Here is a 25,563-nt window from a genome sequence, read left to right as displayed (position 1 = left end):
ACCGAATACCGGCACCGACTCACTGTGCCGCTGTCGCCTCGGCATAATCATCCAGTACCGCGCGTATGGCCAGAGAGAGGCAGGTGGCCATGTCGAGCGGGCCTTCATGCCCCGTCACGGCTGGCACGAACTGATGCACCAGGGTCGGCGGCAAGGCGCGCCCCGCCAGCGCCTGCGACAAACGTGCCACAGCGGCGGCCGCGACCGGATGCGGCCAGTAATAGCGGATGCGGTCGCTGTAGCTGTAGTGGCGCAGCACATGCTGGCTGGCGGCATCGCCCTGATAATAACGTTGCCAGTAGCCGGGCTCGGCCAGCATCAGGGCTTCCATCGCCTTGGCCAGCGAGCGCTCGCCATAGGAGGCATCGAGTTCCCCGGCGATGAGATCGAGGCCATAGAGCGCCTCGCGCCAGGCAAAGGTCAGGCCGGGCCCGACCTTGAGGATGGCGAAGCCGTCGGCTACCAGCCTCGTCAGCTTCTCCCGCGGCTGGTAGTCGGTGGAATGGGCTTCGAACACGAGGGAAGGTTCGTTGTCCAGCACGCCGACGAGGTCACGGGCCTTGTCGGGCTGGTAGACCACCACCTCCTCATGCCCGAACTCGACGCCGGGCTGCACCACCAGGCCGATCACGCGGTCGAGCGCCGCCTCGACGCCTTGCTGGCGAAAGATGGTCCGGTGGGTTTCGATGGTCTGGCGCGCCGCGCCCGCGGCGGTCGGCTGCAGGCCGTCGAGCGCGTGCCAGGCGCCGCCCGGCACCGGCACTTCGGTGCCGATGATATAAACCGGCGGGGGCAGGCCGTTGTCGCGCGCGGTCTGTTCCGCCACCCGTGTGAGGCGGGCAGCGCGCCCGGCGGTGGTTTCGTCGTCGAGCGCCTCGGGCTCGCCCTTGCAGCCCATGCTGGCATCGAGATGGATCTTGCCGAAGCCCGCCGCGACATAGGCCGCCATCATCGCCTCGGCCTTGGCCATCGCCTCTTCCGCCTCGAACTGGCGCCAGGGATTGGGGCCGAGATGATCGCCGCCAAGGATCAGCTTGGCGGTATCATAGCCGGCCGCTTTCGCCTTCTCGAACACGAAACGCCTGAAATCGGCCGGCGTCATGCCGGTATAGCCGCCCTCCTGGTTCACCTGGTTGCAGGTCGCCTCGATCAGAACCTCGCGTCCGCGCTCGCGGCCATGGGCCAGCGTCGTCCCGATCACGTCCGGATGAGCCGAACAGATCGAAGCGATGCCCCGTGGCTTTCCGGAGCGCCGTGCGGGAGCCAGGTCGAGAAGGGTGGTCATGTCGGGTCTCCGTGAAATGAGGATCGCAATCAGGCCGAGGCCCGCATCATCAATTGGGCACCGAGCCGCAATTGCTGCTGCCCCTGTGAAGGTTCTTCGCCCTCGACCTGGGCGAGCAACAGTTCGACGCCGAGATTGCCGAGGCGGAAAAAGTCCTGCGCCACTGTGGTCAAGGGCGGACAGCCGAAGCGGCTATAGGGCTGGTCGTCATGGCCGGCGACTCGCAGCCGGCAATCGGCCTCGCGCCCGACCTTCAGGCCGCGCTGGAAGGCGGCGGCCATCACCCCCACGGCGATGCGGTCATTGGCGCACAGCACCGTCGAGGTCGGAAATCCCGCCCCATCGATCACTCGCAGGGCTTCGGCATAGGCGATTTCCTCGAAACGCCAATCCGGCTTGCCCGCCACGGTAACGATCTCCGGCTGGAAGCCAAGCCGCTCCATCGCCTGGACATAGGCATTGCTGCGCTCGGCAGCATTGTGATTGACCGCCGGCATTTCGAAGAAGCTGGGTGGCGTCCCCGTGCGGCAGAGATAATCGGTGATCAGACCGATGCTCTGCTCATTGTCGGTGCCGACGAAGGGCGAGCCGTCCTGCAGCGAGGAATCGAGATAGACCACGGGAATATGGGCGCGCAGGGTCTCCATCCGCGTCGCATCGGTGTAGGCGCCGAGGGGGGCGATGATCGCGCCGGCGATCTTGAGCGAAAGCAGCGTCTCCACCGAGCGGGCCTCATGCAAGGCATCCCCGCGCGAGGAGAGCACCAGCACGAAGTAACCGTCCTGCGCGCAGCGCCGCTCGATGTGTCGCACCATCTCCGAATAGAACATGTCCGAGGTGTCGGGCACGATCACGCCGATGATCTTGGGCCGCTTGCGATTGAGGTTCACCGCGAACAGATTCGGCCGATAGTCATATTTGGCTAGGGCCCTCTCGATACGGATGCGGATCGATTTGCGGACGCTGCCCGGGTCGTTGAAATATTTCGACACCGTCGGCCGCGAGATCCCGCTGAGTTCGGCGAACTCCGCCATGTTCCTGATCTTTCGCACCGTCCTGGCGCTCCCTTCCACTCGAATTGCCTCAAATCTTTACACGAGCAAACAATTTTGTTTTTTACATGCCGTAAAATTGAGACAATCGAATTCGATACCGCTTCATTTCACATTATAAATTATCATTGTTTTTCAATATATTATTCTGCATTTTCTCCAATTCGCAAAGCGGTATTTCGTCAATTTTATCACGCGCAATATCTTTAATTGACGCCTACGGCACGAAACCATAGTCTGACAATTCATAAAAGACAAAAACAAATTCAGGGAGGGAGATGGCACCGTAGGCGCACCGCACCTGCCGTGCCCGGCCGTTTACCCGGCATCCTTTCCTCAACTCGATCGGCGGCCCTGTCCGCCGTAGCCGGCAGGATACCTCGCGTTAGAGGAGGATCCGCGCCGGAGGGATCGACCCCTTCGTCAAACCGAGGAAACGATATGAGGAAATTGCTTACGGCCCTCGCGGCTCTCGCCATCGGGGCCAGCGTGCTTGCCGCCCCGGCGCAAGCCCAGGACAAGAAATATACCATCGCCCTCATCCCGGGCCTGACCACCGACGCCTTCTATATCTCCATGCGCAAGGGCGCTGAGGCGGCCGCCAAGGTGGTGGGAGCCGAGCTCGTGTTCCAGGGCGCGCCCGATTTCAATCCGGTGACGCAGACGCCCGTGCTCGATGCCGTGATCGCGCGCAAGCCCGACGCGATCCTGATCGCACCGACGGACAAGGTGCAGCTCGTGCAGCCCCTCAAGAAAGCCGCCGATGCCGGCATTCCGGTGATCACCGTCGATACCTTCATCGGCACCGGCAAGTACCAGACCGGCGCGGGTGACGCCGACTTCCCGCTCTCCTATGTCGCCTCGGACAATATTCTGGGCGGACGCATCGCGGCCCGTGCCCTCGCCAAGGCCATCGATGAGAAGGGCAAGGTCTACGTCTCCAACGTGAAGCCAGGCATCTCGACCACGGATCAGCGCGAGGAAGGCTTCAAAGACGAGATGAAGAACTACCCCAACATCACTGTCCTAGAAACCCAATTCAACGACAACGACGCCAACAAGGCCGCCTCGCAGATGCAGTCGGTCTTCGCACGCAATCCCGACCTCGCTGGCGTCTTCGGCGCCAATCTGTTCTCCGCACTCGGTGCCGCCAATGGCGTGCAGCAGGCCGGCCAAAGCGGCAAGGTCCGCGTCGCCGCCTTCGACGCCCCGGCTTCGATCGTTGACAACATCAAGTCGGGCCTGGTCGACATCGCCATCGCGCAGCATCCGGCCGAGATCGGCTATTTCGGCGTGCTCTCCGCCTATGCCCATCTCACCGGCCAGTCGATCCCTGCTTCGATCGGCACGGGCTTCACCGTGATGGACAAGTCCAACGTCGACAAGCCGGAAGTTGCCGCCTTCATCTATAAGGAATGAGGCCCTTCCCGCATCTGCGCCGCCGGAGCCCTTGGAGCAGGACACTCCGGCCCGGCGGCCTCTCCATGACCCCTGAACGGAGCGCCTGATGTCGGCAGCCCAATCTTCCCTCAGCCGGGCGCAGCCCGCGGCAGGCCCCCATCCCATCCTTCTGCGCATCGCAGAGCTCAGGGCCTGGCTCTTCCTGGTCCTGCTCCTGGTTTTCTTCGAATGCTGGGCCCGGATCGCCTATGGCTCGACCTTCGTGTTCTCGGTCCCGACGCTGCAATCGATCTCGATCTATGCCGTCGCACCGCTCCTGCTGGCCCTCGGCTCCACCTTCGTGATCATTTCGGGCGGCATCGACCTGTCGATCGGCTTCATCATGGGACTGTCGGCGGTGGTGGCAGCCCACACGGCCAATCTCATGGGCGCCTCCATGCCGCCCTTCCCGGCCATGCTGGTCGGCATCGTGGCCGGCGTCGCCGTCGCCACCATCCCCGGCTATATCAACGGCCTGCTGATTTCCAAGCTCCGGGTCCCTCCCTTCATCGGCACGCTGGGCATGTATGGCGTGGCTCGCGGCATCGCCTATCTGCTGGCCGGTGGCACCACCGTTCCGGTTTCGAACGCCTGGTTCGCGGCGCTCGGCAATGGCCGCTTCTATGGTGTGCCCATCGTGGTCATCGTGGCCGCCCTCTTCCTGATCGCCATGCATTATCTGCTTTCGCAGACGCGCTTCGGCCAGCATACCTACGCCATCGGCGCCAGCGAGCAGGCTGCGCTTCGCGCCGGCATCAATGTCTCCAGGCACACCCGCAAGCTCTATGTCCTGTCGGCCGTCTGCGCCGGCATCGGCGGCGTGCTCTATGCCGCCCGTTTCACTGCCGGCGCGGCGCAAGCCGGCGAGCCGCTCCTGCTCGACTCGATCGCCGCCGTGGTGATCGGCGGCGCCAGCCTGTTCGGCGGCTCGGGCTCGATCTCCGGCACGCTGGCCGGGGCTCTCGTCATCGCCGTGATCCAGTTCGGCCTCGTTTACATCAATGTCGAGCCCTTCTGGCAATTCGTCTCGGTGGGCGTCGTCATCATTGTTTCCGTGCTGGTCGACCAGGCCCAGCGCTCCATCGCCGGAGGCCGCCGTTCATGAGCACCCAGCCCCTCCTCGACATACGCGACGTCTCCAAGCATTTCGGCGGCGTCACCGCCCTCAACGGCGTCTCACTGCAGCTCAATGCCGGCGAAGTTGTTGCCCTTGCCGGCGACAATGGCGCCGGCAAGTCGACACTGATCAAGACGATCTCCGGCGTCTACCAGGCTGATGGCGGCGAGATCCGCCTGAAAGGCGACGTGGTGAAGTTCGCCACGCCCGAAGCCGCGCGCGGCCACGGCATCGAGACAATCTACCAGGACCTCGCTCTGGCCGACAATCTCTCCATCGGCGCCAACATCTTCCTGGGACGCGAGCCGATGACCAAGGCCTTCGGCTTCCTGCCCGTGCTCGACCGCAAGAAGATGGCCAAGGCGGCGCAGGAAACCATGGCGCAGCTCGACTTCCACGTGACGCGCCTCGATGCCCCCGTCGGCAACTTCTCCGGCGGTCAGCGCCAGGCTGTCGCCATCGGCCGGGCCGTCTACTGGAACGCGCAGGTGCTGATCATGGACGAGCCGACCGCCGCTCTCGGCGTGCCCGAGCAGCGCAAGGTCGTTTCCCTGATCAAGACCCTCAAGGCCCAGGGCCGCGGCATCATCTTCATCTCGCATAATCTGCAGGACATCTTCGCCGTTTCCGACCGCATCGTGGTCCTGCGCCGCGGCACCCTGGCGGGCGAGCGCAAGATCGCCGAGACCAACCATGACGAGATCGTCAAGCTGATGGTTGGCGGCTGAGAACCGCAGAGCGGGCGCCTTGCCCGCTCTGCCGCCTTGGGTCACCGACGAGAATGTGATCAGGGCAGGACTTCTCATTTCCCTCAGCCCGTGACATCACTCTGGCGTGACCTGCTGGCATCTCCTTTCCCGCCTGCTCTCGATCGTCATGATCGCAAGCCTGCTGAGCGCTCCGATGGCACCCTTCTCGGCCGCCATGGCGGCCGTGCCGTTGCACGCGGTGAGCCAGGCAGCCATGGCTTCCGACATGCCATGCTGCCCTGAACAGAACCCCTCGCTACCCGGAGGGCAGAAGTCCTGCCCAGTGGCGATCGTCTGCATGGCCAAATGCGCGCCCGGTGATCCGATCGCGGTAATGGCCCAAGCACCTCTCTTCGAGACCAGCCGCCTCGCCCCGTCCGGCAACGACCTGGACAGGACGCCCTTCATCACGGCGCCGCCGGACCGTCCTCCCCGCGCCTGAATTCATCCGCGCCCCGTATTGGGGCAGTCCGTCCGGCGCCTTCGGGGCCGGGCAGCATTAGCAGCCGTCGAACCTCCTCCAGAGCAAAGCGGGTCCAGGCGAGAACGCCTTTCGATCCCGGCTTTCGCTCCGACGCGACCTTGCGTTCTTCGTCGATTACGGCGGATCGCAAAAGGCCTGGGAGACGTTCGTCGGCTAGGGATGAATCCGGAATATTTCAGACATGACGTCATTTGGCACCAACCGCATCGCCCTTGCGGCAGTGATCGGCCTTGCCTGCGCAACCGCCTCCCCCGCACAAGCCGATATCGCAGACTACGAATTTCAACTCGTCCGGCCCGAGATCAAGCTGAACGAGACATCGGAAATCGCCGTACGCCTCGTCGACAGGCGCTCTGGCAAGCCTGTCCCCAACGCGGTGATTTTCACCCAGCGCGTCGACATGGCGCCGGACGGCATGGCCGCGATGAAGGCCCCGATCGAAGCCATCGCATCCGATGAACCCAGCATCTATCGATTCAAGGCAAGGCTGAGCATGGAGGGCGGCTGGCGCCTGTCGCTCGCCGCCAAGGTCCAGGGCGAAACCGGAACGCTCGAAAGCAAGCTCGTCTTCAAGGCCGTGCCATGAGCCGTGTCGGTCGAACAAATCTCGTCCTCATCGCGATCGTCGCGGCCGGAACAGGCGGCTATTGGGCAGGCCGGCATGGCCCGGCCCTCTCGGCTGCGGCCTGGCAGCAAATGCTCACACTAACCGGCGGACCTTCGTCGCCCATGGCGGGTGCGGCAGCAGGGCCTGGCGAGCCGGTGATCTATTATCGCGCCCCCGATGGATCTCCCGCCTATTCGGCAACGCCGGCCAGGACAGCCGATGGCCGCGACTTCGTCGCCGTCCACGCCAGCGAGGAAGTAAGCTTCGACGGGAAGCCTGCCGACGCGGCCCCGGCACCCGCCGCCTCAGCCCCCCGTCCCATCCTTTATTACCGCAACCCCATGGGCCTTGCGGACACGTCACCGGTTCCGAAGAAGGATTCCATGGGCATGGACTACATCCCCGTGCTTGCCGGGGAAGGACCGGAAACGGGAACCGTCAAGGTCGCAGCAGGCAGGCAGCAGCAGACGGGCGTCCGTACCGAGATTGCGGCAATGCGCGCCCTCGTCCGGCCCGTGCGCGTCCCGGGCAGCGTGCAGCTCGACGAGCGTCGCATCAGCGTGGTCGCCACGCGTTCGGATGCCTTCATCACCAAGGTCTCGGATGTGACGACGGGCGATCGGATCGCCAGGGGCGAATCGCTTCTTCAGCTTTACTCGCCCGAAATCGCGGCTGCCGGCGCCCAGTTCCTCACCGAGCTTGGCAATGGCGGGCGTGGCGGAACGGGCGGCGGCGCACGGCAGCGGCTGGAAAATCTCGGCGTCCCTCCCGAAGCCATCGCCGAACTCGAACGAAACCGGAAGGTGCCGCCAGCAATGACATGGCGAGCCCAGCGAGACGGCATCGTGCTCCAGCGCAACGCGACCGAGGGCATGAAAGCCGCGCCCGGCGACATCCTCTTCCGCCTCGCCGACATCTCGACCGTGTGGGTGCTGGCCGATGTGCCCGAATATCAGCTCGGCGCCATCAGGCCCGGAGCCCCTGTCACCGTCCGGATCCGCAGCCTGCCCGGCCGCGTCTTCGAGGGACGGATCGCGCTGATCTATCCCGAAGTGGTCAAGGAGACGCGCACCGCCAAGGTGCGGATCGAGTTGCAGAACCCGGAAGGCCTTCTGCTGCCGTATATGTATGCCGATGTCGACATTGCAACCGGCGATGCGAAGGAGGCGGTGACAATCTCCGACAGCGCCGTGATCGACACCGGCACGCGCCAGACGGTCATCCTTGCCAGGGGAGATGGGCGTTTCCAGCCGCGAGAGGTCAAAGTCGGCGCCCAGGGCGGCGGCTTCGTCGAGATCCGCGACGGCGTTGCGGCCGGTGACCGCGTGGTGACGGCCGCAACCTTCCTCATCGACGCCGAAAGCAACCTCAAGGCCGCGCTGAACGGCATGACCAGTCCGGAGGCCGCGCCATGATCGCCCGGCTGATCGCCTGGTCTGCACGCAACCTCGTGCTGATCCTCGTCGGCACCACCTTTGCCGTGGCATCCGGGCTTTATGCCTTGAAGACGCTGCCCCTCGATGCCATTCCCGATCTCTCCGACGTCCAGGTCATCGTCTACACCGATTATGCCGGCCAGGCGCCGCAGGTCGTCGAGGACCAGGTCACCTATCCGCTGACGACGGCGATGCTGACGGTCCCGAAGTCGAAGGTGGTGCGCGGCTTCTCCTTCTTCGGCGTCTCCTTCGTCTATGTGATCTTCGAAGACGGTACCGATCCCTACTGGGCGCGCAGCCGGGTTCTCGAATATCTCAATGCAGCGGCGCAGCGCCTTCCCGCCGGCGTAACGCCAAGCCTCGGTCCCGATGCCACCGGGGTCGGCTGGGTCTATCAATATGCCGTCACTTCCAAGGACATGTCGCTTGCCGAACTGCGCTCGCTGCAGGATTGGAAGCTGCGCTATGCCGCCTCCAAGGCGGAAGGCGTGGCCGAGGTCGCCGGCGTCGGCGGCTTCGTCAAGCAATACAGCATCGTGGTGGATCCGTTGCGGCTGCAGGCCCAGGGCATCTCCCTGTCGACGGTGCGCGATGCGGTCAGGGCCAGCAATCGCGACGTGGGCGGGCGCACGCTGGAACTGTCCGAATTCGAATTCATGGTGCGCGGCCGCGGCTACGTCAAATCACCGGCCGACCTCGAGAACATCGTGCTCAGGACCAGCGCCGGCATACCGCTTCGTCTCAGGGACGTCGCCCGCGTCGAAATCGGGCCGGACGAGCGCCGCGGCATCACCGAACTCAACGGCGAGGGAGAAGTGGCCGGTGGCATCGTCCTACAGCGCTTCGGCGCCAATGCCCTGACCGTCATCGACAATGCCAAGCAACGCCTGGCGGAGATCGCCGCAAGCCTGCCCAAGGGAACCGAGATCGTACCGGTCTATGATCGCTCCCACCTGATCGAGGCGGCGATCGAGACGCTCAAGGGAACGCTGTTCGAGGAAAGCGTGATCGTCGCCCTCGTCTGCATCGTGTTCCTGCTTCACCTGCGCAGCGCCCTGGTCGCCATCCTCATGCTGCCCGTCGGCATCCTCATGGCCTTCGGCGCCATGAAGCTGACCGGCCTCGGCTCCAACATCATGAGTCTCGGCGGCATCGCCATTGCCGTCGGCGCCATGATCGATGCCGCCATCGTCATGATCGAGAACGCGCATAAGCATCTCGAACGTGCTGCGCCCGGCCAGTCCCGCGTTCAGATCCTCGTCAATGCGGCAAGTGAGGTCGGCCCGGCCCTGTTCTTCAGCCTGCTGATCATCACCGTCTCCTTCCTTCCCATCTTCACGCTGGAATCGCAGGAGGGGCGCCTGTTCGGGCCGCTCGCCTTCACCAAGACCTTCGCGATGGCCGCCGCCGCCCTCCTGTCGGTCACGCTGGTGCCGGCGCTGATGGTGATCTTCGTGCGCGGCAGGATCATTCCCGAGCACAGGAATCCGATCAACCGTCTCCTGATCTGGCTCTACCGGCCGGTCATTCGCGGGGTCCTGAAAGCCAAGATTCTCACCATCATTCTCGCCGTGGCGGCGCTGGCCGTCAGCATCTGGCCCGCGCGCCAGCTCGGCTCCGAATTCATGCCGTCGTTGGACGAGGGAACCCTGATGTATATGCCGACCACCCTGCCCGGCATCTCGATCACCAAGGCCGCTGAATTGCTGCAGATGCAGGACCGCATCATCAAATCGTTTCCCGAGGTCGCCTCCGTCTACGGCAAGGCGGGTCGCGCCATGACGGCGACCGATCCCGCACCCACCGAGATGTTCGAGACCATCATCAACCTCAAGCCCAGGGAACAATGGCGGCCGGGCGTTACCTTCGACGGCCTCAAGACGGAGATGGACAAGGCGCTGCAATTTCCGGGGGTGTCGAATGCCTGGACCATGCCGATCCGCGCCCGCATCGACATGCTCTCGACCGGCATCCGCACGCCGGTCGGCGTCAAGGTCTTCGGCACGGATCTCGCCGAGATGGAAAAGATCGCCCGCCAGATCGAGGCCATTCTCAAAACCGTGCCGGGCACCTCCAGCGCCTATGCCGAGCGGGTCATCGGCGGCTATTATCTCGACATCGTGCCGGACCGGGACGCACTCGGCCGCTACGGACTCGCCGTGGGCGATGTCCAGGACGTCATCGCCACGGCACTCGGCGGCGAGACCGTGACCACGACCGTCGAGGGACGGGAACGCTATGGCGTGAACATCCGCTATCCGCGCGATCTGCGCTCCAGCCGCCAGGCCATCGCCGCCGACGTGCAGGTTCCCCTGCCAGGCGGTGGCACGGTCCCGCTGGGCGAGGTGGCGAAGGTCGAACTGACGCGGGGTGCGACCTCCATCCGCACGGAGAACGGCCAGCTCGCAACCTATATCTTCGTCGACATCGACGGGCGCGATCTCGGCGGCTATGTCGCCGAGGCGCAGAAGGCCGTGGCTGCGAAAATCGTGCTGCCGCCGGGCTATTCGGTCGGATGGAGCGGCCAATATGAATATCTTCAGCGAGCCGAAGCCCGGATGAAGATCGTGGTGCCGGTCACGCTGCTGATCATCCTCCTGCTGCTCTATCTCAACTTCCGCAGCTTGACGGAAACGCTGATCGTCATGCTGTCGCTGCCCTTCGCCCTGGTCGGCGGCATCTGGCTGATGTGGTGGCTCGGCTTCAACATGTCCGTGGCAGTTGCCGTCGGCTTCATCGCCCTGGCGGGTGTGGCTGCGGAGACAGGCGTCGTCATGCTGATCTACCTGCAGCAGGCCCTGGCCGAGGTGAAGGCGGAGCGATCCCGCAAGGACCAGCCTTTCACCAGGGCGGATCTTCGGCAGGCGATCATGCTGGGTGCCGTGGAACGGGTTCGCCCCAAGATGATGACGGTCATCGCCATCATGGCCGGGCTCATCCCCATCCTGTGGAGCACGGGCGCCGGATCGGAGGTGATGCAGCGCATCGCGGTTCCCATGATCGGCGGAATGGTGTCATCGACCCTGCTGACCCTGGTGGTCATCCCCGCCATCTACGGCATTATCAAGGGATGGCGCCTGCCCGCCGGCCGGCAGCAGGAGACGGATGCCGTGACACCCGCCCCTGCAGTCGAGCATCGGGCTGCATAAGGACGCGCCAAGCTTCGGTCAGGCGCGCTCAGCACAGGTCCATGCTGGCTTCGAGCTTGTCGAGGCCCTGCAACAGTGCCTCGGCCTCCGGGCCGAGGGCTGCCAGCAAGGCTGCTTCGAAAGCCAGCGCGCGCGGCACGATCTCGGCATAGACCCGCCGCCCCAGCGGCGAGAGGCTGAGGATCTCCTCGCGCCTGTCCTCCACGCTCTCGCGGCGCTTGAGCCAGCGGCGTTCCTCCAGCGCTCGCACGGCGCGGCTGACCTTGGTCTTGTGCATGGAAGAATGGGCGCCGATCGCCTTCGCGCCCATCTCATCGAATTCGCCCAATGTCGCCAGCACCCGCCACTCGGGCACGGTCAGGTCGTGCTCCGGCCCGTAGACGGTGCGAAAATCGCGCGACACGGCGGCGCCGATGCGGTTGAGCCGGTAGGGCAGAAAGTTCTCGAGCGTGAGCTTGGCCATGCTTTGATAGTTACATTATCGACAGTTACACTTGCAACTTCATAAACGAGCGGCCGCTTCTCGACGTGTGGTCGCATAACCAACGATCCGCGACCGGGAGGATGAAGATGGCTTCGATGGCGTCCCGCCTGAAGGTGATGCTTGCCGCCACATTGGGCTCGACACTGGAATGGTATGATTTCTTCATCTTCGCCGCGAGCACCGTGCTCGTCTTCAACAAGGTGTTCTTTCCAGCCGACGATCCCTTCGTGGGCACCCTGCTCGGCCTCGGCACCTTTGCCGCCGGCTTCCTCGCCCGCCCCTTCGGCGGCGTCGTCTTCGGCGTGATCGGTGACCGGCTCGGCCGCAAGAACACGCTGATCGTCAGCCTGTTGATGATGGGTATCGCCACCGTCGCCATCGGTCTGCTGCCAACCTATGGCACCATCGGCGTCGCCGCTCCCCTGTTGCTCCTGCTCATCCGCATCTTCCAGGGCGTTGCGGTCGGCGGCGAGGCAACCGGCGCGCTGACCATCGTGGCCGAATCCATGCCGGCCCGGCATCGCGGTTTCTGGACCAGCTTTCCGATGGCGAGCGGCCCGGCCGCCAATGTCCTCGCCCTCGGCATTCTCGGCCTCGTCCAGCTCTGGCTCGGCGAGGAGGCGTTCCTGGCGTGGGGCTGGCGCATTCCCTTCCTGCTGTCGATCGTGTTGATCATCCTCGGCTTCTGGGCCCGCCGGCAGGTCGATGAATCGCCCGCCTTTCTCGAGATCAAGGCCGAAACGGACGTCGCGCATGCGCCACTGGCCGAAGCCTTCGCTACCCAGAAACTCTCGATGGCCAAGGTCTTTTTCGTCAAGGCAGCCGAGAACACGCTGCTCTATCTGTTCTCGACCTTCGTCCTGCTGCTGGCGACGACCCGGCTCGGGCTGAGCCGGGCCCAGGCCGTCGACGTCGTCCTCGTCGCCTCGCTCGCCTCTTTGCCCGTCATCCTCGGCTCGGGCTGGTTCAGCGACCGCATCGGGCGCCGGCCGGTGATGATCGCGGGTTTCATCGGTGCCACAATCGCCGCGTTTGCCCTGTTCACCCTGGTGCAGGGCGCGGCGCCATCGGCTCTCTACCTTCGAGCCGTCCTGGCCTTGTGCACCCACGGGTTCCTCCTCGGCGGCCTTGCCCCCTATGTCACCGAGATGTTCCCGACACGCGTGCGCTACACCGCCCTTTCCGCCTCCTACCAGGCTGCCTCCGTGCTCGGTGGTTCGGTCGCCCCGCTGATCGGCGCCCTCCTGATCGAGCGCACGGGCACGCCGATGTCGGTCGCCATCTACGCCGCGCTGATGGTGGTGCCGGCCTTGCTCGTGCTCATATTGACGCCGGAGACCCGTGGTAGAACCGCGGATGACGACATCTCCAGCCAACCCAATGCCGGTCCGTTCGGGCAGGAGGATCTGCAGCGCAGGCCGCAGCTTTGATGGTTACAAACGCAACGATTACAGTTGAAACGTTCGAATGCAGGAGGCGATCATGAATCTCCAGTCTCCCACGCCAGGCGGCGATCAAAAGAGCCAAGCCGTCAGTGCCATCCAGGCCGGCTACATGTCGGGCTTCGGCAACGGCTTCGAGACCGAGGCACTGCCGGGCGCCCTGCCCCTTGGCCGCAATTCCCCGCAGCGCTGCGCCTATGGGCTCTATGCCGAGCAGCTCAGCGGCTCGCCCTTCACGGCGCCGCGCACCACCAATGAGCGCTCCTGGCTCTACCGCATCCGGCCGACGGTGAGCCATTGGGGTGCGTTCGCCAAGGCCGATATCGGGCTCTGGCGCACGGCCCCCGCTCCCGAGGTCGAGGTTCCGATCGCGCCGCTGCGCTGGGATCCACTCCCGATCCCGGCCGAGCCGGTTTCCTTCCTCGACGGCGTGCATACACTGACCACGGCCGGCGACGCCGCCACCCATGCCGGCATGGGTGCGCATGTCTATCTGATCACCCGCTCGATGGTGGATGAGTATTTCTACAATGCCGATGGCGAACTTCTCTTCGTGCCGCAGCAGGGTTCGCTGCGCCTCGCGACCGAGTTCGGAATCATCGATATCGAGCCGGGCGAGATCGCCGTCATTCCGCGCGGCGTGAAGATCCGGGTCGAGCTTCAGGATGGCCCGGCCCGCGGTTATCTGTGCGAGAATTACGGGGGCGCCCTTACCCTGCCCGAACGAGGACCGATCGGGGCCAATTGCCTGGCCAATCCACGCGATTTCCTCACACCCGTCGCCGCCTATGAGGACCGGGAGGTGCCCTCGCGCCTCTATGTCAAATGGGGCGGCGTCCTCTGGTCGGCTGCGATCAACCAGTCGCCGCTCGATGTCGTGGCCTGGCATGGCAATTACGCGCCCTACAAATATGATCTCAGGCGCTATTCGCCGGTCGGCCCCGTGCTCTACGATCATGCCGACCCGTCGATCTTCACCGTACTGACCTCGCCGTCGGAAACGCCGGGTACCGCCAATATCGATTTCGTGATCTTCCCGGATCGCTGGCTGGTGGCCGAGAACACCTTCCGCCCGCCCTGGTATCATATGAACGTGATGAGCGAGTTCATGGGCCTGGTCTACGGCCAGTACGACGCCAAGACCGGCGGCGGCTTCGTGCCGGGTGGCGCCTCGCTGCACAACATGATGCTGCCCCACGGGCCCGATGTCGACGCTTTCGAGAAAGCCAGCCAGGTCGAGCTCAAGCCGCACCGGCTGGAAAACACGCTGGCCTTCATGTTCGAGAGCCGCTTCCCGCAGCGCGTGTCCGCCTATGCGGCCGGCTCCGACGCCTTGCAAAAGGACTATGGCGGCTACGGCCACAAGATGACCAAGCATTTCGATCCGAGCAGGCCGTGATGATTGAACTCGACCAGACGCACGATCCTAAACTGACCAGTTGGGTCGCCTCGGCGAACGGCCATGCCGATTTCCCGATCCAGAACCTGCCGTTGGGCATCTTCAGCCCGGGGGGCGCGACACCGCGCGCTGGCATCGCCATCGGCGATGCCATTCTCGACCTGCGCGCCGTTCTCGATGGCGGCCTCCTCAGCGGTGCCGCCGAACGAGCAGCGAAAGCGGCGCGGGGGAACGATCTCAACGGCCTGCTGGCGCTGGGTGCCGGCCCGCGCCGCGCCCTGCGCCAGGCGCTCTCCAACCTCCTGGCCGAAGCCAGCTCCCTGCGCCCCCGGGTCGAGCCCCTGCTCTACAAGGCCTCCGACTGCCTTCTCCAACTGCCGGCTCGGATCGGCGACTACACCGACTTCTATGTCGGCATCCACCACGCCACCGCCGTGGGCAAGCTGTTCCGCCCCGACAATCCGCTCCTGCCCAACTACAAATATGTGCCGATCGGCTATCACGGTCGCGCCTCCTCCATCCTTCCCTCGGGAATCGCGATCCAGCGCCCGCTCGGCCAGTCGAAACGGCCGGAGGCGGAGACGCCGACTTTCGGCCCGAGCGCGCGACTGGATTACGAGCTCGAGCTCGGCGTGTGGGTGGGACCGGGTAACGATCTCGGCACCCCGATCGGGATATCGGCCGCAGGCGACCAGATCGCCGGCCTCTGCCTGCTCAACGACTGGTCGGCCCGCGACATCCAGGCCTGGGAATATCAGCCTCTCGGGCCCTTCCTGGCCAAGAGCTTCGCCACCACCGTCTCGCCCTGGATCATCACAGCCGAAGCGCTCGCCCCCTTCCGCATTGCACAGCCACCTCGCCCCGAGGGCGATCCTGCGCCACTTGGCTATCTCACCGATGCCGGCGACCAGGCCCAGGGCGCCTTCGATATCGAACTGGCGGTCCTGCTGACGACTGCCAAATTACGAAGCCGGGGCTTCCCAGCCCATTTGCTGGCTCGCTCCAACGCCAGGCACATGTATTGGACTGTAGCGCAGATGCTGGCCCATCACAGCTCCAATGGCTGCAATCTGCGCCCGGGCGATCTCATCGGTACGGGCACCATTTCGGGGCCAGGACAAGACGCCTGCGGCAGCCTTCTCGAAGCCAGCCAGGGCGGCAAGAATCCCATCCGCCTCGAAACGGGCGAGGAGCGCCGCTTCCTCGAGGATGGCGACGAGGTTATCCTCAAGGGGCACTGCCGCCGCGAAGGCTTTGTTTCCATCGGCTTCGGGGAATGCCGTGCAGTGATCCGGCCGGCGCTGTAGTTTCGTCATAAGGATGGAGGCTGGCGCACGTTTGGTGTGCCGATCTCGCGCGTATCGCGCTCTGCGCATCGCCATGACAGGAAGGCAACGCGACCATGAAACTCTACACCTATTGGCGCTCCACCTCGTCCTATCGGGTGCGGATCGCCCTTGCCCTCAAGGGCCTGGAAGTGGAACAGGCCTTCATACATCTCGTGCGCAATGGCGGCGAACAGCATGCCGAGGCCTATCGGGCCCTCAATCCGCAGGAGCGTGTGCCCACGCTGGTGCTCGATGACGGCACCGCTCTGACCCAGTCCCCGGCCATCATCGAATATCTCGAAGAAGCCTATCCCGTACCGCCCCTGCTGCCTGCCGACCCCGCGCAGCGCGCCAAGGTGCGGGCGGTCGCCGCGATCATCGGCTGCGATATCCAGCCTCTGCACAATCTCGGCCCGCTGACCTATCTGCGCCGGACGCTCGGCCAGGCCGAGCCGGAGGTCGACGCCTGGATCACGACCTGGGCCGGCTCGGGGCTGAAGGCGGTCGAGGCGCTGATCGGCGACGGCCCCTATTGCTTCGGCGAAACACCGGGCCTGGCCGATGTCTACCTCATCCCGCAGCTCTACGCCGCCCGCCGCTTCGGCGTGCCGCTCGACGCCTATCCTCGCATCCGCCGCGTCGAGGCCGAGGCCGAAGGGCATCCCGCCTTCGTCAAGGCGCATCCGGCGAACCAGCCTGACAGCGAGTGAGAGTGTAGCTGTCCTTGATCGGCAGCGAGGCAAGACATGACGTTGCTATGCCGCGTGCAGTGATTTCACGTCTTCGAGAGTGGAGCCAAGCCGCGCGCGCGTCGTCAGAATATCGTACCGGCTCTGCAGGTTGACCCAGAACTCCGGCGTGGTGCTCAGCACCTTGGCAAGACGGATGGCGGTATCGGCAGATATACCCATCTCCTCCTTGGCAATTCGCTCGATTCGAGTGCGAGGAACGCCGGCTGCGGTTGCAACCCTGCCAGCGGACAGGCCGAGAGGAATCAGGAATTCCTCCCGCAATACTTCGCCGGGATGCATAGGCGGCAAGGTCGCTACGATTTCGACCACGATACTCCTCCTCAATGATAATCCACGATCTCGGCACGCTCCGCGCCACCATCCGACCAGATGAAACAGACCCTGAACTGGTCATTAATCCGGATGGAATGCTGGCCGGCGCGATCTCCCCTCAACACCTCGAGACGATTGCCTGGTGGCGAGCGCAGGTCGTCGAGACTATGAGCAGCATGAAGCGCTTCCAATTTACGGCGGGCAATCCTGACGATGTCCGTTGGAAAGCCCTTGGGAACGCCGCCATTGAAGACGGCTTCCGTCAGCCTATCCTTGAATGAGCGGATCATGTCTCACCCTATGCAAGGTACATGTATCATTCCACGATACATTTTACAATGAAATGTATCTCTATCCGATACAGCCGCCCCTGCCTCTCTCTGCGCTGGCCATCATTGCCGTCACCTTCAAATCTTCACCCCCTCGGTGATCAGCCCGCGCGTGATGCTGCCGGTAGTCGGCAGCAGCGGAATGAGGCAGGCCTGAAGCGCATGGTAGATGTCGACCTTGCCGTAGAACGGGCCGGTGTTGGGCTTGAGGTCATCGCCGAGCTGGGGGAACCAGCCGCCATGCACCTTGTCGATGAAGCGTGCGGCGCTGAAGTTCCAGATATTGCGGTACCATTCTTCGTAGAAACCGTCGCCGTCGGTGGCGTTGAGAAAGGCCGCCGCGCCGATCCCCTCGCAGCAGGGCCACCAATAGCGATCGCGAATGCGCGCCGCACCGGTCCAGTCGAGCGTATAGTAGAAGCCGCCTTTTTCATGGTCCCAGCCATCCTTGACGGCCTGGCGGAACAGGTTGGCGGCGGCATCGGGCAGCCAGGTCAGCTTGCGCCCGCCCAGTTCCCACAGCTGCAGCAAGAGGCGCGCCCATTCCAGCCAATGGCCCGGCGTGGTGCCGTAGGGGCGGAAGACCGGGCTGCCGGAATAATCCTTGTTGAGCTGCCAATCCTGGCTGAAATGCTCGGGCAGGTGCCAGCCATTCTCGGCGGCGTGGCGCCGCACGATCAGGTCGGCGATGCGCTCGGCCTTGTTGAGATAGCTGCTATCGCCCGTTGCCTCGAAGGCAGCCATCAGGGCCTCGGTCAGATGCATATTGGAGTTCTGGCCACGATAGGTATCGAAGGACTGCCAGTCCCGCGTGAATTCCTCGGCCGTGGCACCGGGCCCCTCCTCCCAGAAATGCTCATCCAGCACGGTGGAGATGTCGGCGAGCAGCCGGTCGGCGTCGGGATGACCGGCAACCTTGGCGCTGGAAGCTGCCAGCAGCACGAAGGCGTGGCCATAGGCCTGCTTGGTGTCGTCGGTCGGCCCCTCATAGCCGACGCCCCAGAAATAGCCGCCCTGGTCCTTGTCGCGATGGCCGTTCCAGATGAAATCCATGCCGTGATCGATCATCACGTCGGCGCCCGGGCGCCCCATCAGATGGGCGATGGCAAAGCAATGCACCATGCGCGTGGTCGAGTGGATCTGGCGGGTCGGCAGGCTGCCGGGCGGTTGTCCGGGCACGAAGGGTTTGCAGGCCATGTCGAGATCGTAGAAGCCGCCCAGGGGATTGAGGCTGTTCTGTTCGAATACGGAGAACAGCGCATCCGCCTGCTGCAGGAGCCAGGCTCGGTGGCTCGACAACGTCACCCATTTCGGCGTGGTGGGAGCGGAAGCGGCGGACGTCATCTGAAGTCTCCTCGGTGCGGCACTGATTGGGGCGTCGAGCCCGCTCCCTGCTTAGAACAGCTCGGGCGCATGCGCCACCGATTGGTCAGAAGAAATAGCGTCCGACAAGGTTGACCCGGCCCTGCGCAGGCCTATGCTGCCGCGGTCATGATGATGCAGACACTCAACATCGCCACCGTCTTCTTCCTCGTCCGCTAACCGAGGAAAGACTGGATGCCGGTCCGCTCCGGCGGACCTGTCGCCGTGAATCATACGGCGGTTGCCGTTCACCCGTGGCGGCGCAACGGCGCGATGATTGAGATTTCTCATGCCCACACTCCCACAAGAGCGCGCTCTCGATGCCGCGCAGATCGAACGATTCATCGAAGACGGCTTCGTGAGGATCGATGGCGCCTTTTCCCGCGACCTGGCGGTGCAGGCCCGTTCCATCCTGTGGCGGGACATCCCCTGCGATCCCGACGATTCCGCCACCTGGAAAAAACCCGTGATCCGACTCGGCGGCTATGGCGGAGGCCCGTTCCGGGAGGCCGCCAACACACCCGTGCTCAAATCGGCCTTCGACCAGCTCGTCGGCAAAGGGCGCTGGCATCCACGGGACGGCCTCGGCAGTTTCCCGATACGCTTTCCCCACCCCGACGATCCCGGCGACGCCGGCTGGCATGTCGACCTTTCTTTTCCTGGCGAGGACTGCGACCCCGATGAGCGCACCGACTTTTCGGCCTGGCGCGTGAACGTCACCTCACGCGGGCGGGCCCTGCTGATGCTGTTCCTGTTCTCCGACGTGGGACCGGACGATGCGCCGACCCGCATTCGCATCGGCTCGCACCTCGACATGGCGCGCTACCTCGCTCCGGCGGGCGAAGCCGGGCGTTCGCGCATGGAGCTGGAACAGATGGGTGTTCGGCGCCAACAGACGCTGGCAACGGGCGAGGCCGGCACGGTCTATCTTTGCCACCCCTTCCTGGTGCACGCCGCGCAGAAGCATCGGGGCTCCACACCGCGCTTTCTGGCGCAGCCTCCGTTGATACCGAGGGAACCTTTCCGGCTGCAACGCGACGATGGGGACTATTCGCCCGTGGAGATTGCCATCCGGCGCGCCCTCTCGGAGACTGGCCCAACCTGACGATGACCGCTCACCCCTTCCGGAGGATATTATGGTCCAAGCCCTGCGCCTCGCGACCGCCGCCGATCTTCCGGCCATAGAGCACATCGTCGAGGCAGCCTACAGGCCTTATGTCGTGCGCATCGGGCGCAAGCCCGGGCCCATGCTCGACAACTACGCCGCGCTGGTAGAGGCAGGGCATCTGCATGTCCTCGTCCTTGATGGCGATATCCAGGGCATACTCGTCCTGATCCCGCAAGCGGATGCGATGCTCCTGGACAATGTTGCGGTCGCTCCCGCCGCGCAGGGGCGAGGACTGGGTCGCCGCCTGCTCCTGGCGGCCGAAGACTTCGCCCGTGAAGCGGCCTATCGCCGGATCCGGCTCTACACCAATGAGGCGATGACGGAGAATATCGCGCTCTACAGCCGCTGCGGCTATGCCGAGACACATCGCATCGAGGAAAAGGGCTTGCGCAGGGTCTATATGGAGAAAGATCTGGGCTGATGCGCTCCGTTCCCCTTCAGTCTGCGTCGACGCTTTCCAACCTGGCCTCGAGAGCACCGATTTCCGCCGGCGTGAAAACTTCGAGGCCCTCCGCCCGCAGGAGCGCGGCCGTGACGCCGGCACCGGCATGTTTCCGCCCTGCAAAAGCCCCGTCATAGATGAAGGCACCGCCGCAGGATGGGCTGCCATCGATCAGGAGCGCGAAGCGGCACCCCTCCGTCTGCGCCAAAGCCAGGGCGTTCCTGGCGCCGTCGAGAAAGAGCGCGGTTACATCGGCGCCGGTGATATCGACCACCCGCGCAGCGCCCGCCAGGACGTCGTGGCCCGACAGTCCCCCGGCGATCTCGGCCGGGGCCCGGGGTACGCTGAATCCTCCGGCGAGTTCGGGACAAACCACGACGAGACGCCCTTCGTCGCGCCAGCGTGTGAGAGCCGGGTGATCGAGCGTCTTCGCCGCACCGTCGTAACGAACAGGCCGCCCCACGAGACAGGCGCTCACCAGGATCTTGGCCGTCATTGCCGCCCCGTATCGCTCTTGAGCATCAGCGCTGTGATAGGACCAAGTGCCGGCTGCGACAACCGTCGACTTCGGCTCCCGGCTTACCGGCTGTCAATGCCCCAGCGCTGCAGCCGGATAAGTTACCGTTGGTACGGTCCTGGTATCAGTCCAGTCGCATTCTGGTTCTATTCTTGACAGGCATGCAGTGGGGATTCGCGGATACAGGCGGGCTCGAAGAGCACGAATTGTCTTAAGATTCTCACATATTGAGGCGTTCATGTCAGACAATTTTCGACCATCCAAGCAGTTAATCGATTTATCCGATGATGGCATCGGACATGCTTATTTTTTGTATTGATGAGCGTAGCGAGCTTTGTTACGGGATGGCGCAAGCTTGCACTGAAGTTATGAAGTCGCAGACGCCTTATTTGCCAGGAGATGCTTAAATTTAGCATCCAAGCGCAGATTTCGATTGCAATAACTTAACGTCATGCAAGTAAATGCCCGCCGGAGGAGGAAGACAGGCGCTTCCTCCTCCGGCTTTTCTTTGCTTGATACCCCGCCAGGTCTACCGACCAGCCGACCTCCCCCCGGACCTGCAGGCAAGCAAGCTCATCGACCTCACCCATGCAGGGCCCCGGAAAGCCCTGCCAGCGGCTCTCAAGTAACGCTCTGCCGACGCTTGAAGGGCAGGCTGTCGATACCCGCAAAGCGGGCCTTGGATCCGAGGGCTTCTTCAATACGCAGGGCCTCGTTCCATTTGGCCATGCGTTCGGAACGGGCGAAGGAACCGACCTTGAGCTGTCCGGCATGCCAGCCAATCGCGAGATGCACGATGGCGACATCCTCTGTCTCCCCGGAGCGAGCCGATACGATCGTGCCGAAACCGGCGCGTCGTCCCGCCTCGCAGGCAGCCTTGGCCTCGCTGACCGTGCCGGCCTGGTTGACCTTCACCAGCACCGCATTGACGGTTTCGTTCCTCGCCGCCTGTTCGACCAGCCCGGCATTGGTGACCAGGAAATCATCGCCGATGACCTGAATGCGGTGGCCCACGGCCGCAGTAAAGCGGGCAAGCCCTTCGGCATCGTCCTCGGCGAAAGGGTCCTCGATCGACAGGATGGGATAGCGCTCGCACCAGCCCAGGAGATAGTCCGCCATGCCGTCCCGGTCGAGCTCGCGTCCCTCCAGGCCGAGCCGGTAACGCCCGCCGCGGCCGAATTCGGAGGCGGCGATATCGAGCGAGATCGCGGCGTCGTCACCCGGTGTGAAGCCGGCTCGCTCGATGGCCAGCACCAGCGTGTCGAGCGCCTCTTCGTTGGAAGCAAATGCAGGCCACCAGCCTCCTTCATCCGCAACGCCCTGCAACAGGCCGCGCTCGGCCATGATCCTTCCAGCCGCCAGATAGACCTCGGCCGTGATCTCGAGCGCCTCGGCAAAGCTCGCCGCCTTGGGCGCCATCACCATGAAATCCTGGATATCGGTGCGGCGGCCGGCATGCGCGCCGCCGCCGAAGATCTGGATTTCCGGAAGGGGAAGGGTAACGCTCCCCTCACCCGCCAGATATTGCCACAGCGGCTGGCCCTGACTGGCGGCTGCCGCATGCAGCACAGCGAGCGAGACCGCGACGGTGGCATTGCCGCCGAGCCTTTGCTTGGTCGGCGTGCCGTCCAGCGCGATCAGCGCCGCGTCCAGCCCCGCCTGGTCGAACGGGTCGCGGCCGATCAAAAGCGGCGCGATCTCCTCACGCATGCCAGCGAGGGCTCCCTGGACGTCGAGGCCACCCAGCCTTTCGCCGCCATCCCTGCGCTCGAGCGCCTCGCGGCTGCCCCGGGAGGCGCCAGCCGGAGCAATGCCCCGCGCGATAGTGCCGTCGCTGAGCTCGATTTCGGCTTCGACGGTGGGACGGCCGCGTGAATCCCAGATGCGGCGCGCATCAAGTCTACGGATGAATATATCGGTCATTGGCGGGCCCAGGCATTGGCGATGGCAATCAGGTCTTGCTGCGGGTCGGCGATCAGCGGTCTGGCAAAGTGGCGCACGGCTTCCCGTTCGTCCTCTTGCGTCAAATATTCGACAGGCGACTTGCCATCCACACGCGCCAGGAACAGCACCGGCAGCAGGGCAGCCGTCCTGGCCTCGAGAGCAACGCGGTCCTCCCAGTCGATCCTGGCGAAATAGGTGCCGGCAAGGGCTTCGAAGGCATCCCGATAGGCCGCGCGTGGCACGCCTCGCCGCGCCCCTTTCAACAGGAGATGATTGAGGCAGAAGGCGAGATCGAAGGCCGGGTCGCCAAAACAGACGCATTCGGCGTCGAGAAAGACAGGCCCCTTCCGTCCGCACAGGATGTTCTTCGGGCTGACGTCGCCGTGGATCAGCGCCTTCTTGCTGGCAAGCGTGCGGGCGGCGATGGCCTCGATCCTGCCGGCCAGATCGGGATGCGCGCGGGCCGTGGCCATGAGATAGGGCTCGATGCGGATCGGCCCGAAGGTCGTGTCATTGGCAAAGCGCAGAGCAAGCTCTCCCTCCCGGGCGCTGGCTGCATGAATGAGGCCGAGATCGGCACCGACACGCGCCGCGAACGCGCTGTCGACCCGCTGTTCCAGCAGATGCTCCTTCCACACCGGGTTGAGTTCGGGAGCCAGAAAGGCCATGGCGAACAGGCCGAGTTGCTCGTCCTCGCCAAGCAAGGCGGGCACGCCATCCGGCAACCACTGGCCTATCTGGCGGATCCAGGCTGCTTCCGCCGCGTTGCGGTTCGTCGGCGCCTCCCAGACGGCCGCTACCTTCAGGCGGGCCAATGCCCGCTTGACGCAGAAGCGCCGGCTCGCGGTTTCGACCAGATGGATGTCGGAAGAAACCCCACCCGTCAGGGCTGAAAAGCGCGCCGTCTCCCCCGGTCCGAGCAACCCCATTCGGCGCAAAGCCGCAGGGATCGTCAGCGAGGCATCATCGGATTGGTGATTGGAATGCATCCTCTGATCCTTCATCCAGCCGGAACGCGCAAGCCATCGAGCACGCGCCGGATGAGCGCCCGCCATTCCTCTCCGGCCGCTCCCGCGGCCATCGACAGTGCCGCCCTGTCATAGACGGCCGACAGGAGCAGCGCCGCCGTTTCGAGGGGTACCGGTCGTAACAACCCGCTTGCGACCGCTGCGGCGATACCTTCTCGCAGCGTGCGACCACCATGGGCGGCGTCGATGGCATCCACCGTCTCGCGCCCCAGCACGGCCGGGGCCTCGATCAGCAAGAGCCGGGTACGCCCGGGTTCGGACATGGCGGCCAGAAAAGCCTCGCCGCCGGCGATCAGCGCCTCCATCGCACCGAGTTCTTCCGGTGCCGCCCGTTCGATCTCAGCGGCCAGGGCAGCATTCTCTGCCTCGACGACAGCACGGAACAGCGCCTGCTTGTCGACGAAATGATGATAGAGCGCACCGCGCGTCACGCCCGCCTCGGCCACCAATTCGGGCGTTCCCGTATCGGCATAGCCCTTGGCGACGAACAGGCGCCGCGCAGCCGCGATCAAGGCCGCCCGCGTTCTGAGCGTGCGATCCTGGTTGGAGCGTCGGCCGTCCTCTTGCATACATACAGCCTGTATGTTATCAAAAAACATTCAGACTGTATGTTTATAGGGGAGGCGCAGGAAAGTCCATGAAGATCACCAGCTATTATCCCGTGATCATGACCAGGCAAGTGGCCGCGACTGCGGCCTTCTATGTCGAGCATCTGGGCTTCCGGATCCTGTTCGAGGCGGACTGGTATGTGCATCTGCAATCGGCAGCTGACGAGACGGTCAATCTCGCCGTGCTCGACGGCGATCACCACACCATTCCCGAACAGGGGCGCGGTGGGCAGGTCGGCGGTCTTCTGCTCAATTTCGAAGTCGCCGACGTCGATGCCCAATATGCAAGGCTCAAACAGGTGGGCCTGCCGATCCTGCTGGAATTGCGCGACGAGGCGTTCGGGCAGCGTCATTTCATCACGGCCGATCCCAATGGCGTGCTGATCGACGTGATCACGCCCATTCCACCCGCTCAGGAATTCGCCGGCAACTATGCGCCCGATGCCGCGCCGCAGTGAAGGCGAGGCAGGATGGGCATCTATGCAGACGTTTTCACGACGTGCCGGAAGCACGATCCGTGCCCGACAATGGTCACATGGATTCCATAGGCTTGCTGGATAAACGTCCTTCATGGCGCAACACGCCATGACAGGTGAACACAGGAGTTCTTGATGTCCGATCTTATTGTCGTCGGCTTTGATTCCATCGATGAGGCCGACAAGGTCCTGCTCAAGCTGGACGCGCTCAAGAAGGAATATCTGGTCGATCTCGAGGATGCGGTGGTGGTCACCCGCAATGCCGAGGGCAAGGTTCATCTCAAGCAGAGCATCAACCTGACCGGCATCGGTGCAAGTTCCGGCCTGCTCTCCGGTGCGTTGTGGGGCGGGCTTGTCGGCCTGCTCTTCCTCAACCCGCTGGCCGGTTTCGCCATCGGAGGCGCCGTCGGTGCGGGCGTCGGCGCCCTCTCCGGTTCGCTCGCCGATTACGGCATCGACGACGACTTCATCAAGTCGCTCGGCCAGACCATTCCCAACAATTCCTCCGCCCTGTTCGTGCTGGTCCGCAAGGTCCAACCCGAGAAGGTCCTGGCCGAATTCAGCGGCCTCAAGGGACGGGTGATCAAGACCTCGCTGTCGCCGGAACAAGAGCAGAAGCTGCAGGAAGCCCTGTCGGCAGCACCTGCCCCGAC

The 25,563-nt window shown here is 64.2% G+C and carries 26 protein-coding genes; 15 read left to right on the top strand and 11 right to left on the bottom strand.

What is annotated here, in order from left to right; genetic code table 11:
- Positions 1 to 19 precede the first annotated feature (19 nt).
- Complete coding sequence (locus ACTJKX_RS28390; RefSeq protein WP_311935216.1) at positions 20 to 1,285, bottom strand: D-tagatose-bisphosphate aldolase, class II, non-catalytic subunit; 1,266 nt, start codon at positions 1,283 to 1,285, stop codon at positions 20 to 22.
- A gap of 29 nt (positions 1,286 to 1,314) precedes the next feature.
- Positions 1,315 to 2,319: a LacI family DNA-binding transcriptional regulator gene (locus tag ACTJKX_RS28385; protein ID WP_311935217.1), complete on the bottom strand. Its 1,005-nt coding sequence runs from the start codon at positions 2,317 to 2,319 to the stop codon at positions 1,315 to 1,317.
- Between the two features lie 459 nt (positions 2,320 to 2,778).
- Between ACTJKX_RS28385 and ACTJKX_RS28380 the strand changes: the two genes are divergently transcribed.
- The 7 genes from ACTJKX_RS28380 to ACTJKX_RS28350 all read left to right on the top strand — a co-directional run bounded on the left by ACTJKX_RS28380 (position 2,779) and on the right by ACTJKX_RS28350 (position 11,319).
- A complete protein-coding gene (locus tag ACTJKX_RS28380) occupies positions 2,779 to 3,756 on the top strand; it encodes an ABC transporter substrate-binding protein (RefSeq protein WP_311935222.1) in 978 nt (325 codons plus the stop codon).
- A gap of 88 nt (positions 3,757 to 3,844) precedes the next feature.
- A complete protein-coding gene (locus ACTJKX_RS28375) occupies positions 3,845 to 4,882 on the top strand; it encodes an ABC transporter permease subunit (protein ID WP_394308278.1) in 1,038 nt (345 codons plus the stop codon).
- Positions 4,879 to 5,622 carry an ATP-binding cassette domain-containing protein gene (locus ACTJKX_RS28370; protein ID WP_311935226.1) on the top strand — a complete coding sequence of 248 codons (744 nt, stop codon included), beginning with the start codon at positions 4,879 to 4,881 and terminating at the stop codon, positions 5,620 to 5,622. Before ACTJKX_RS28375 ends, ACTJKX_RS28370 begins: the two co-directional genes overlap by 4 nt.
- Before the next feature lie 106 nt (positions 5,623 to 5,728).
- Positions 5,729 to 6,085, top strand: coding sequence for a hypothetical protein (locus ACTJKX_RS28365; RefSeq protein WP_440727292.1), 357 nt, complete (start codon positions 5,729 to 5,731; stop codon positions 6,083 to 6,085).
- 223 nt (positions 6,086 to 6,308) lie between these two features.
- On the top strand, positions 6,309 to 6,713 hold the full coding sequence (locus ACTJKX_RS28360; protein ID WP_394308274.1) for a FixH family protein: 405 nt from the start codon (positions 6,309 to 6,311) through the stop codon (positions 6,711 to 6,713).
- Positions 6,710 to 8,149, top strand: coding sequence for an efflux RND transporter periplasmic adaptor subunit (locus ACTJKX_RS28355; protein WP_394308272.1), 1,440 nt, complete (start codon positions 6,710 to 6,712; stop codon positions 8,147 to 8,149). Before ACTJKX_RS28360 ends, ACTJKX_RS28355 begins: the two co-directional genes overlap by 4 nt.
- Complete coding sequence (locus ACTJKX_RS28350) at positions 8,146 to 11,319, top strand: efflux RND transporter permease subunit (protein WP_440727291.1); 3,174 nt, start codon at positions 8,146 to 8,148, stop codon at positions 11,317 to 11,319. The genes ACTJKX_RS28355 and ACTJKX_RS28350 overlap by 4 nt, the downstream gene beginning before the upstream one ends.
- 28 nt (positions 11,320 to 11,347) lie before the next feature.
- Here the strand turns inward: ACTJKX_RS28350 and ACTJKX_RS28345 are convergent, their stop codons facing one another.
- Complete coding sequence (locus tag ACTJKX_RS28345) at positions 11,348 to 11,782, bottom strand: MarR family winged helix-turn-helix transcriptional regulator (protein WP_440727290.1); 435 nt, start codon at positions 11,780 to 11,782, stop codon at positions 11,348 to 11,350.
- A gap of 107 nt (positions 11,783 to 11,889) precedes the next feature.
- Here ACTJKX_RS28345 and ACTJKX_RS28340 point away from each other — a divergent pair, with 107 nt between their 5' ends.
- The 4 genes from ACTJKX_RS28340 to maiA all read left to right on the top strand — a co-directional run bounded on the left by ACTJKX_RS28340 (position 11,890) and on the right by maiA (position 16,682).
- On the top strand, positions 11,890 to 13,233 hold the full coding sequence (locus ACTJKX_RS28340) for an MFS transporter (protein WP_440727289.1): 1,344 nt from the start codon (positions 11,890 to 11,892) through the stop codon (positions 13,231 to 13,233).
- Positions 13,234 to 13,285: 52 nt separating this feature from the next.
- The gene (gene hmgA, locus ACTJKX_RS28335) at positions 13,286 to 14,644 is read left to right on the top strand and encodes a homogentisate 1,2-dioxygenase (RefSeq protein WP_440727288.1); all 1,359 of its coding nucleotides are present in this window, start codon (positions 13,286 to 13,288) and stop codon (positions 14,642 to 14,644) included.
- Positions 14,644 to 15,951, top strand: coding sequence for a fumarylacetoacetase (gene fahA, locus ACTJKX_RS28330; RefSeq protein ID WP_440727287.1), 1,308 nt, complete (start codon positions 14,644 to 14,646; stop codon positions 15,949 to 15,951). The genes hmgA and fahA overlap by 1 nt, the downstream gene beginning before the upstream one ends.
- A 95-nt stretch (positions 15,952 to 16,046) precedes the next feature.
- Positions 16,047 to 16,682 (top strand): maleylacetoacetate isomerase, encoded by a 636-nt coding sequence (gene maiA, locus ACTJKX_RS28325; RefSeq protein ID WP_394308263.1) that lies wholly within the window; start codon positions 16,047 to 16,049, stop codon positions 16,680 to 16,682.
- A gap of 45 nt (positions 16,683 to 16,727) precedes the next feature.
- On the opposite strand, the gene ACTJKX_RS28320 is transcribed toward maiA, so the two are convergent.
- The 4 genes from ACTJKX_RS28320 to ACTJKX_RS28305 all read right to left on the bottom strand — a co-directional run bounded on the left by ACTJKX_RS28320 (position 16,728) and on the right by ACTJKX_RS28305 (position 19,018).
- Positions 16,728 to 17,024 (bottom strand): HigA family addiction module antitoxin, encoded by a 297-nt coding sequence (locus tag ACTJKX_RS28320; RefSeq protein ID WP_394309429.1) that lies wholly within the window; start codon positions 17,022 to 17,024, stop codon positions 16,728 to 16,730.
- 20 nt (positions 17,025 to 17,044) lie between these two features.
- Entirely contained in the window at positions 17,045 to 17,326 is a 282-nt protein-coding gene (locus tag ACTJKX_RS28315; RefSeq protein WP_394308261.1) for a type II toxin-antitoxin system RelE/ParE family toxin, read from the bottom strand.
- 117 nt (positions 17,327 to 17,443) lie between these two features.
- Positions 17,444 to 18,709, bottom strand: a complete 1,266-nt coding sequence (locus ACTJKX_RS28310) for an AGE family epimerase/isomerase (protein WP_440727286.1) — start codon at positions 18,707 to 18,709, stop codon at positions 17,444 to 17,446.
- Positions 18,710 to 18,760: 51 nt separating this feature from the next.
- Positions 18,761 to 19,018 carry a hypothetical protein gene (locus tag ACTJKX_RS28305; RefSeq protein WP_394308257.1) on the bottom strand — a complete coding sequence of 86 codons (258 nt, stop codon included), beginning with the start codon at positions 19,016 to 19,018 and terminating at the stop codon, positions 18,761 to 18,763.
- Here ACTJKX_RS28305 and ACTJKX_RS28300 point away from each other — a divergent pair.
- Both ACTJKX_RS28300 and ACTJKX_RS28295 read left to right on the top strand, forming a co-directional pair.
- Positions 19,017 to 19,832, top strand: a complete 816-nt coding sequence (locus ACTJKX_RS28300; RefSeq protein WP_311935252.1) for a phytanoyl-CoA dioxygenase — start codon at positions 19,017 to 19,019, stop codon at positions 19,830 to 19,832. The two genes, ACTJKX_RS28305 and ACTJKX_RS28300, sit on opposite strands and share 2 nt — an antisense overlap.
- 31 nt (positions 19,833 to 19,863) lie before the next feature.
- Positions 19,864 to 20,316 carry a GNAT family N-acetyltransferase gene (locus ACTJKX_RS28295; RefSeq protein ID WP_415082385.1) on the top strand — a complete coding sequence of 151 codons (453 nt, stop codon included), beginning with the start codon at positions 19,864 to 19,866 and terminating at the stop codon, positions 20,314 to 20,316.
- Positions 20,317 to 20,332: 16 nt separating this feature from the next.
- Here ACTJKX_RS28295 and ACTJKX_RS28290 read toward each other — a convergent pair whose 3' ends face one another.
- The 4 genes from ACTJKX_RS28290 to ACTJKX_RS28275 form a co-directional block, all read right to left on the bottom strand.
- Positions 20,333 to 20,833 carry a DUF523 domain-containing protein gene (locus ACTJKX_RS28290; protein ID WP_311935256.1) on the bottom strand — a complete coding sequence of 167 codons (501 nt, stop codon included), beginning with the start codon at positions 20,831 to 20,833 and terminating at the stop codon, positions 20,333 to 20,335.
- Positions 20,834 to 21,475: 642 nt separating this feature from the next.
- Positions 21,476 to 22,777, bottom strand: coding sequence for a phosphopyruvate hydratase (gene eno / locus ACTJKX_RS28285; RefSeq protein WP_311935258.1), 1,302 nt, complete (start codon positions 22,775 to 22,777; stop codon positions 21,476 to 21,478).
- Positions 22,774 to 23,787, bottom strand: coding sequence for a phosphotransferase family protein (locus tag ACTJKX_RS28280; RefSeq protein ID WP_440727285.1), 1,014 nt, complete (start codon positions 23,785 to 23,787; stop codon positions 22,774 to 22,776). The genes eno and ACTJKX_RS28280 overlap by 4 nt, the downstream gene beginning before the upstream one ends.
- An 11-nt stretch (positions 23,788 to 23,798) precedes the next feature.
- Complete coding sequence (locus ACTJKX_RS28275) at positions 23,799 to 24,395, bottom strand: TetR/AcrR family transcriptional regulator (protein ID WP_311935261.1); 597 nt, start codon at positions 24,393 to 24,395, stop codon at positions 23,799 to 23,801.
- 68 nt (positions 24,396 to 24,463) lie between these two features.
- Between ACTJKX_RS28275 and ACTJKX_RS28270 the strand changes: the two genes are divergently transcribed.
- Both ACTJKX_RS28270 and ACTJKX_RS28265 read left to right on the top strand, forming a co-directional pair.
- Entirely contained in the window at positions 24,464 to 24,892 is a 429-nt protein-coding gene (locus ACTJKX_RS28270) for a VOC family protein (protein WP_440727284.1), read from the top strand.
- Positions 24,893 to 25,045: 153 nt separating this feature from the next.
- Positions 25,046 to 25,563 (top strand): DUF1269 domain-containing protein (locus ACTJKX_RS28265; RefSeq protein WP_440727283.1); only part of this gene is annotated, 518 nt, incomplete at its 3' end.

The sequence above is a fragment of the Labrys sp. 22185 genome, from assembly GCF_052045555.1.
Classification (GTDB): domain Bacteria; phylum Pseudomonadota; class Alphaproteobacteria; order Rhizobiales; family Labraceae; genus Labrys; species Labrys neptuniae.
The sequence above is the reverse complement of the archived record's forward strand: the minus strand, read 5'-3'. Positions and strand labels throughout refer to the sequence as shown.

Coding starts and splice junctions, on each gene's coding strand:
- ACTJKX_RS28390 (WP_311935216.1), bottom strand. CDS start 1,285: ATGACCACCCTTCTCGACCTGGCTCCCGCACGGCGCTCCGGAAAGCCA.
- ACTJKX_RS28385 (WP_311935217.1), bottom strand. CDS start 2,319: ATGGCGGAGTTCGCCGAACTCAGCGGGATCTCGCGGCCGACGGTGTCG.
- ACTJKX_RS28380 (WP_311935222.1), top strand. CDS start 2,779: ATGAGGAAATTGCTTACGGCCCTCGCGGCTCTCGCCATCGGGGCCAGC.
- ACTJKX_RS28375 (WP_394308278.1), top strand. CDS start 3,845: ATGTCGGCAGCCCAATCTTCCCTCAGCCGGGCGCAGCCCGCGGCAGGC.
- ACTJKX_RS28370 (WP_311935226.1), top strand. CDS start 4,879: ATGAGCACCCAGCCCCTCCTCGACATACGCGACGTCTCCAAGCATTTC.
- ACTJKX_RS28360 (WP_394308274.1), top strand. CDS start 6,309: ATGACGTCATTTGGCACCAACCGCATCGCCCTTGCGGCAGTGATCGGC.
- ACTJKX_RS28355 (WP_394308272.1), top strand. CDS start 6,710: ATGAGCCGTGTCGGTCGAACAAATCTCGTCCTCATCGCGATCGTCGCG.
- ACTJKX_RS28350 (WP_440727291.1), top strand. CDS start 8,146: ATGATCGCCCGGCTGATCGCCTGGTCTGCACGCAACCTCGTGCTGATC.
- ACTJKX_RS28345 (WP_440727290.1), bottom strand. CDS start 11,782: ATGGCCAAGCTCACGCTCGAGAACTTTCTGCCCTACCGGCTCAACCGC.
- ACTJKX_RS28340 (WP_440727289.1), top strand. CDS start 11,890: ATGGCTTCGATGGCGTCCCGCCTGAAGGTGATGCTTGCCGCCACATTG.
- hmgA (WP_440727288.1), top strand. CDS start 13,286: ATGAATCTCCAGTCTCCCACGCCAGGCGGCGATCAAAAGAGCCAAGCC.
- fahA (WP_440727287.1), top strand. CDS start 14,644: ATGATTGAACTCGACCAGACGCACGATCCTAAACTGACCAGTTGGGTC.
- maiA (WP_394308263.1), top strand. CDS start 16,047: ATGAAACTCTACACCTATTGGCGCTCCACCTCGTCCTATCGGGTGCGG.
- ACTJKX_RS28315 (WP_394308261.1), bottom strand. CDS start 17,326: ATGATCCGCTCATTCAAGGATAGGCTGACGGAAGCCGTCTTCAATGGC.
- ACTJKX_RS28310 (WP_440727286.1), bottom strand. CDS start 18,709: ATGACGTCCGCCGCTTCCGCTCCCACCACGCCGAAATGGGTGACGTTG.
- ACTJKX_RS28300 (WP_311935252.1), top strand. CDS start 19,017: ATGCCCACACTCCCACAAGAGCGCGCTCTCGATGCCGCGCAGATCGAA.
- ACTJKX_RS28305 (WP_394308257.1), bottom strand. CDS start 19,018: ATGAGAAATCTCAATCATCGCGCCGTTGCGCCGCCACGGGTGAACGGC.
- ACTJKX_RS28295 (WP_415082385.1), top strand. CDS start 19,864: ATGGTCCAAGCCCTGCGCCTCGCGACCGCCGCCGATCTTCCGGCCATA.
- ACTJKX_RS28290 (WP_311935256.1), bottom strand. CDS start 20,833: ATGACGGCCAAGATCCTGGTGAGCGCCTGTCTCGTGGGGCGGCCTGTT.
- eno (WP_311935258.1), bottom strand. CDS start 22,777: ATGACCGATATATTCATCCGTAGACTTGATGCGCGCCGCATCTGGGAT.
- ACTJKX_RS28280 (WP_440727285.1), bottom strand. CDS start 23,787: ATGCATTCCAATCACCAATCCGATGATGCCTCGCTGACGATCCCTGCG.
- ACTJKX_RS28275 (WP_311935261.1), bottom strand. CDS start 24,395: ATGCAAGAGGACGGCCGACGCTCCAACCAGGATCGCACGCTCAGAACG.
- ACTJKX_RS28270 (WP_440727284.1), top strand. CDS start 24,464: ATGAAGATCACCAGCTATTATCCCGTGATCATGACCAGGCAAGTGGCC.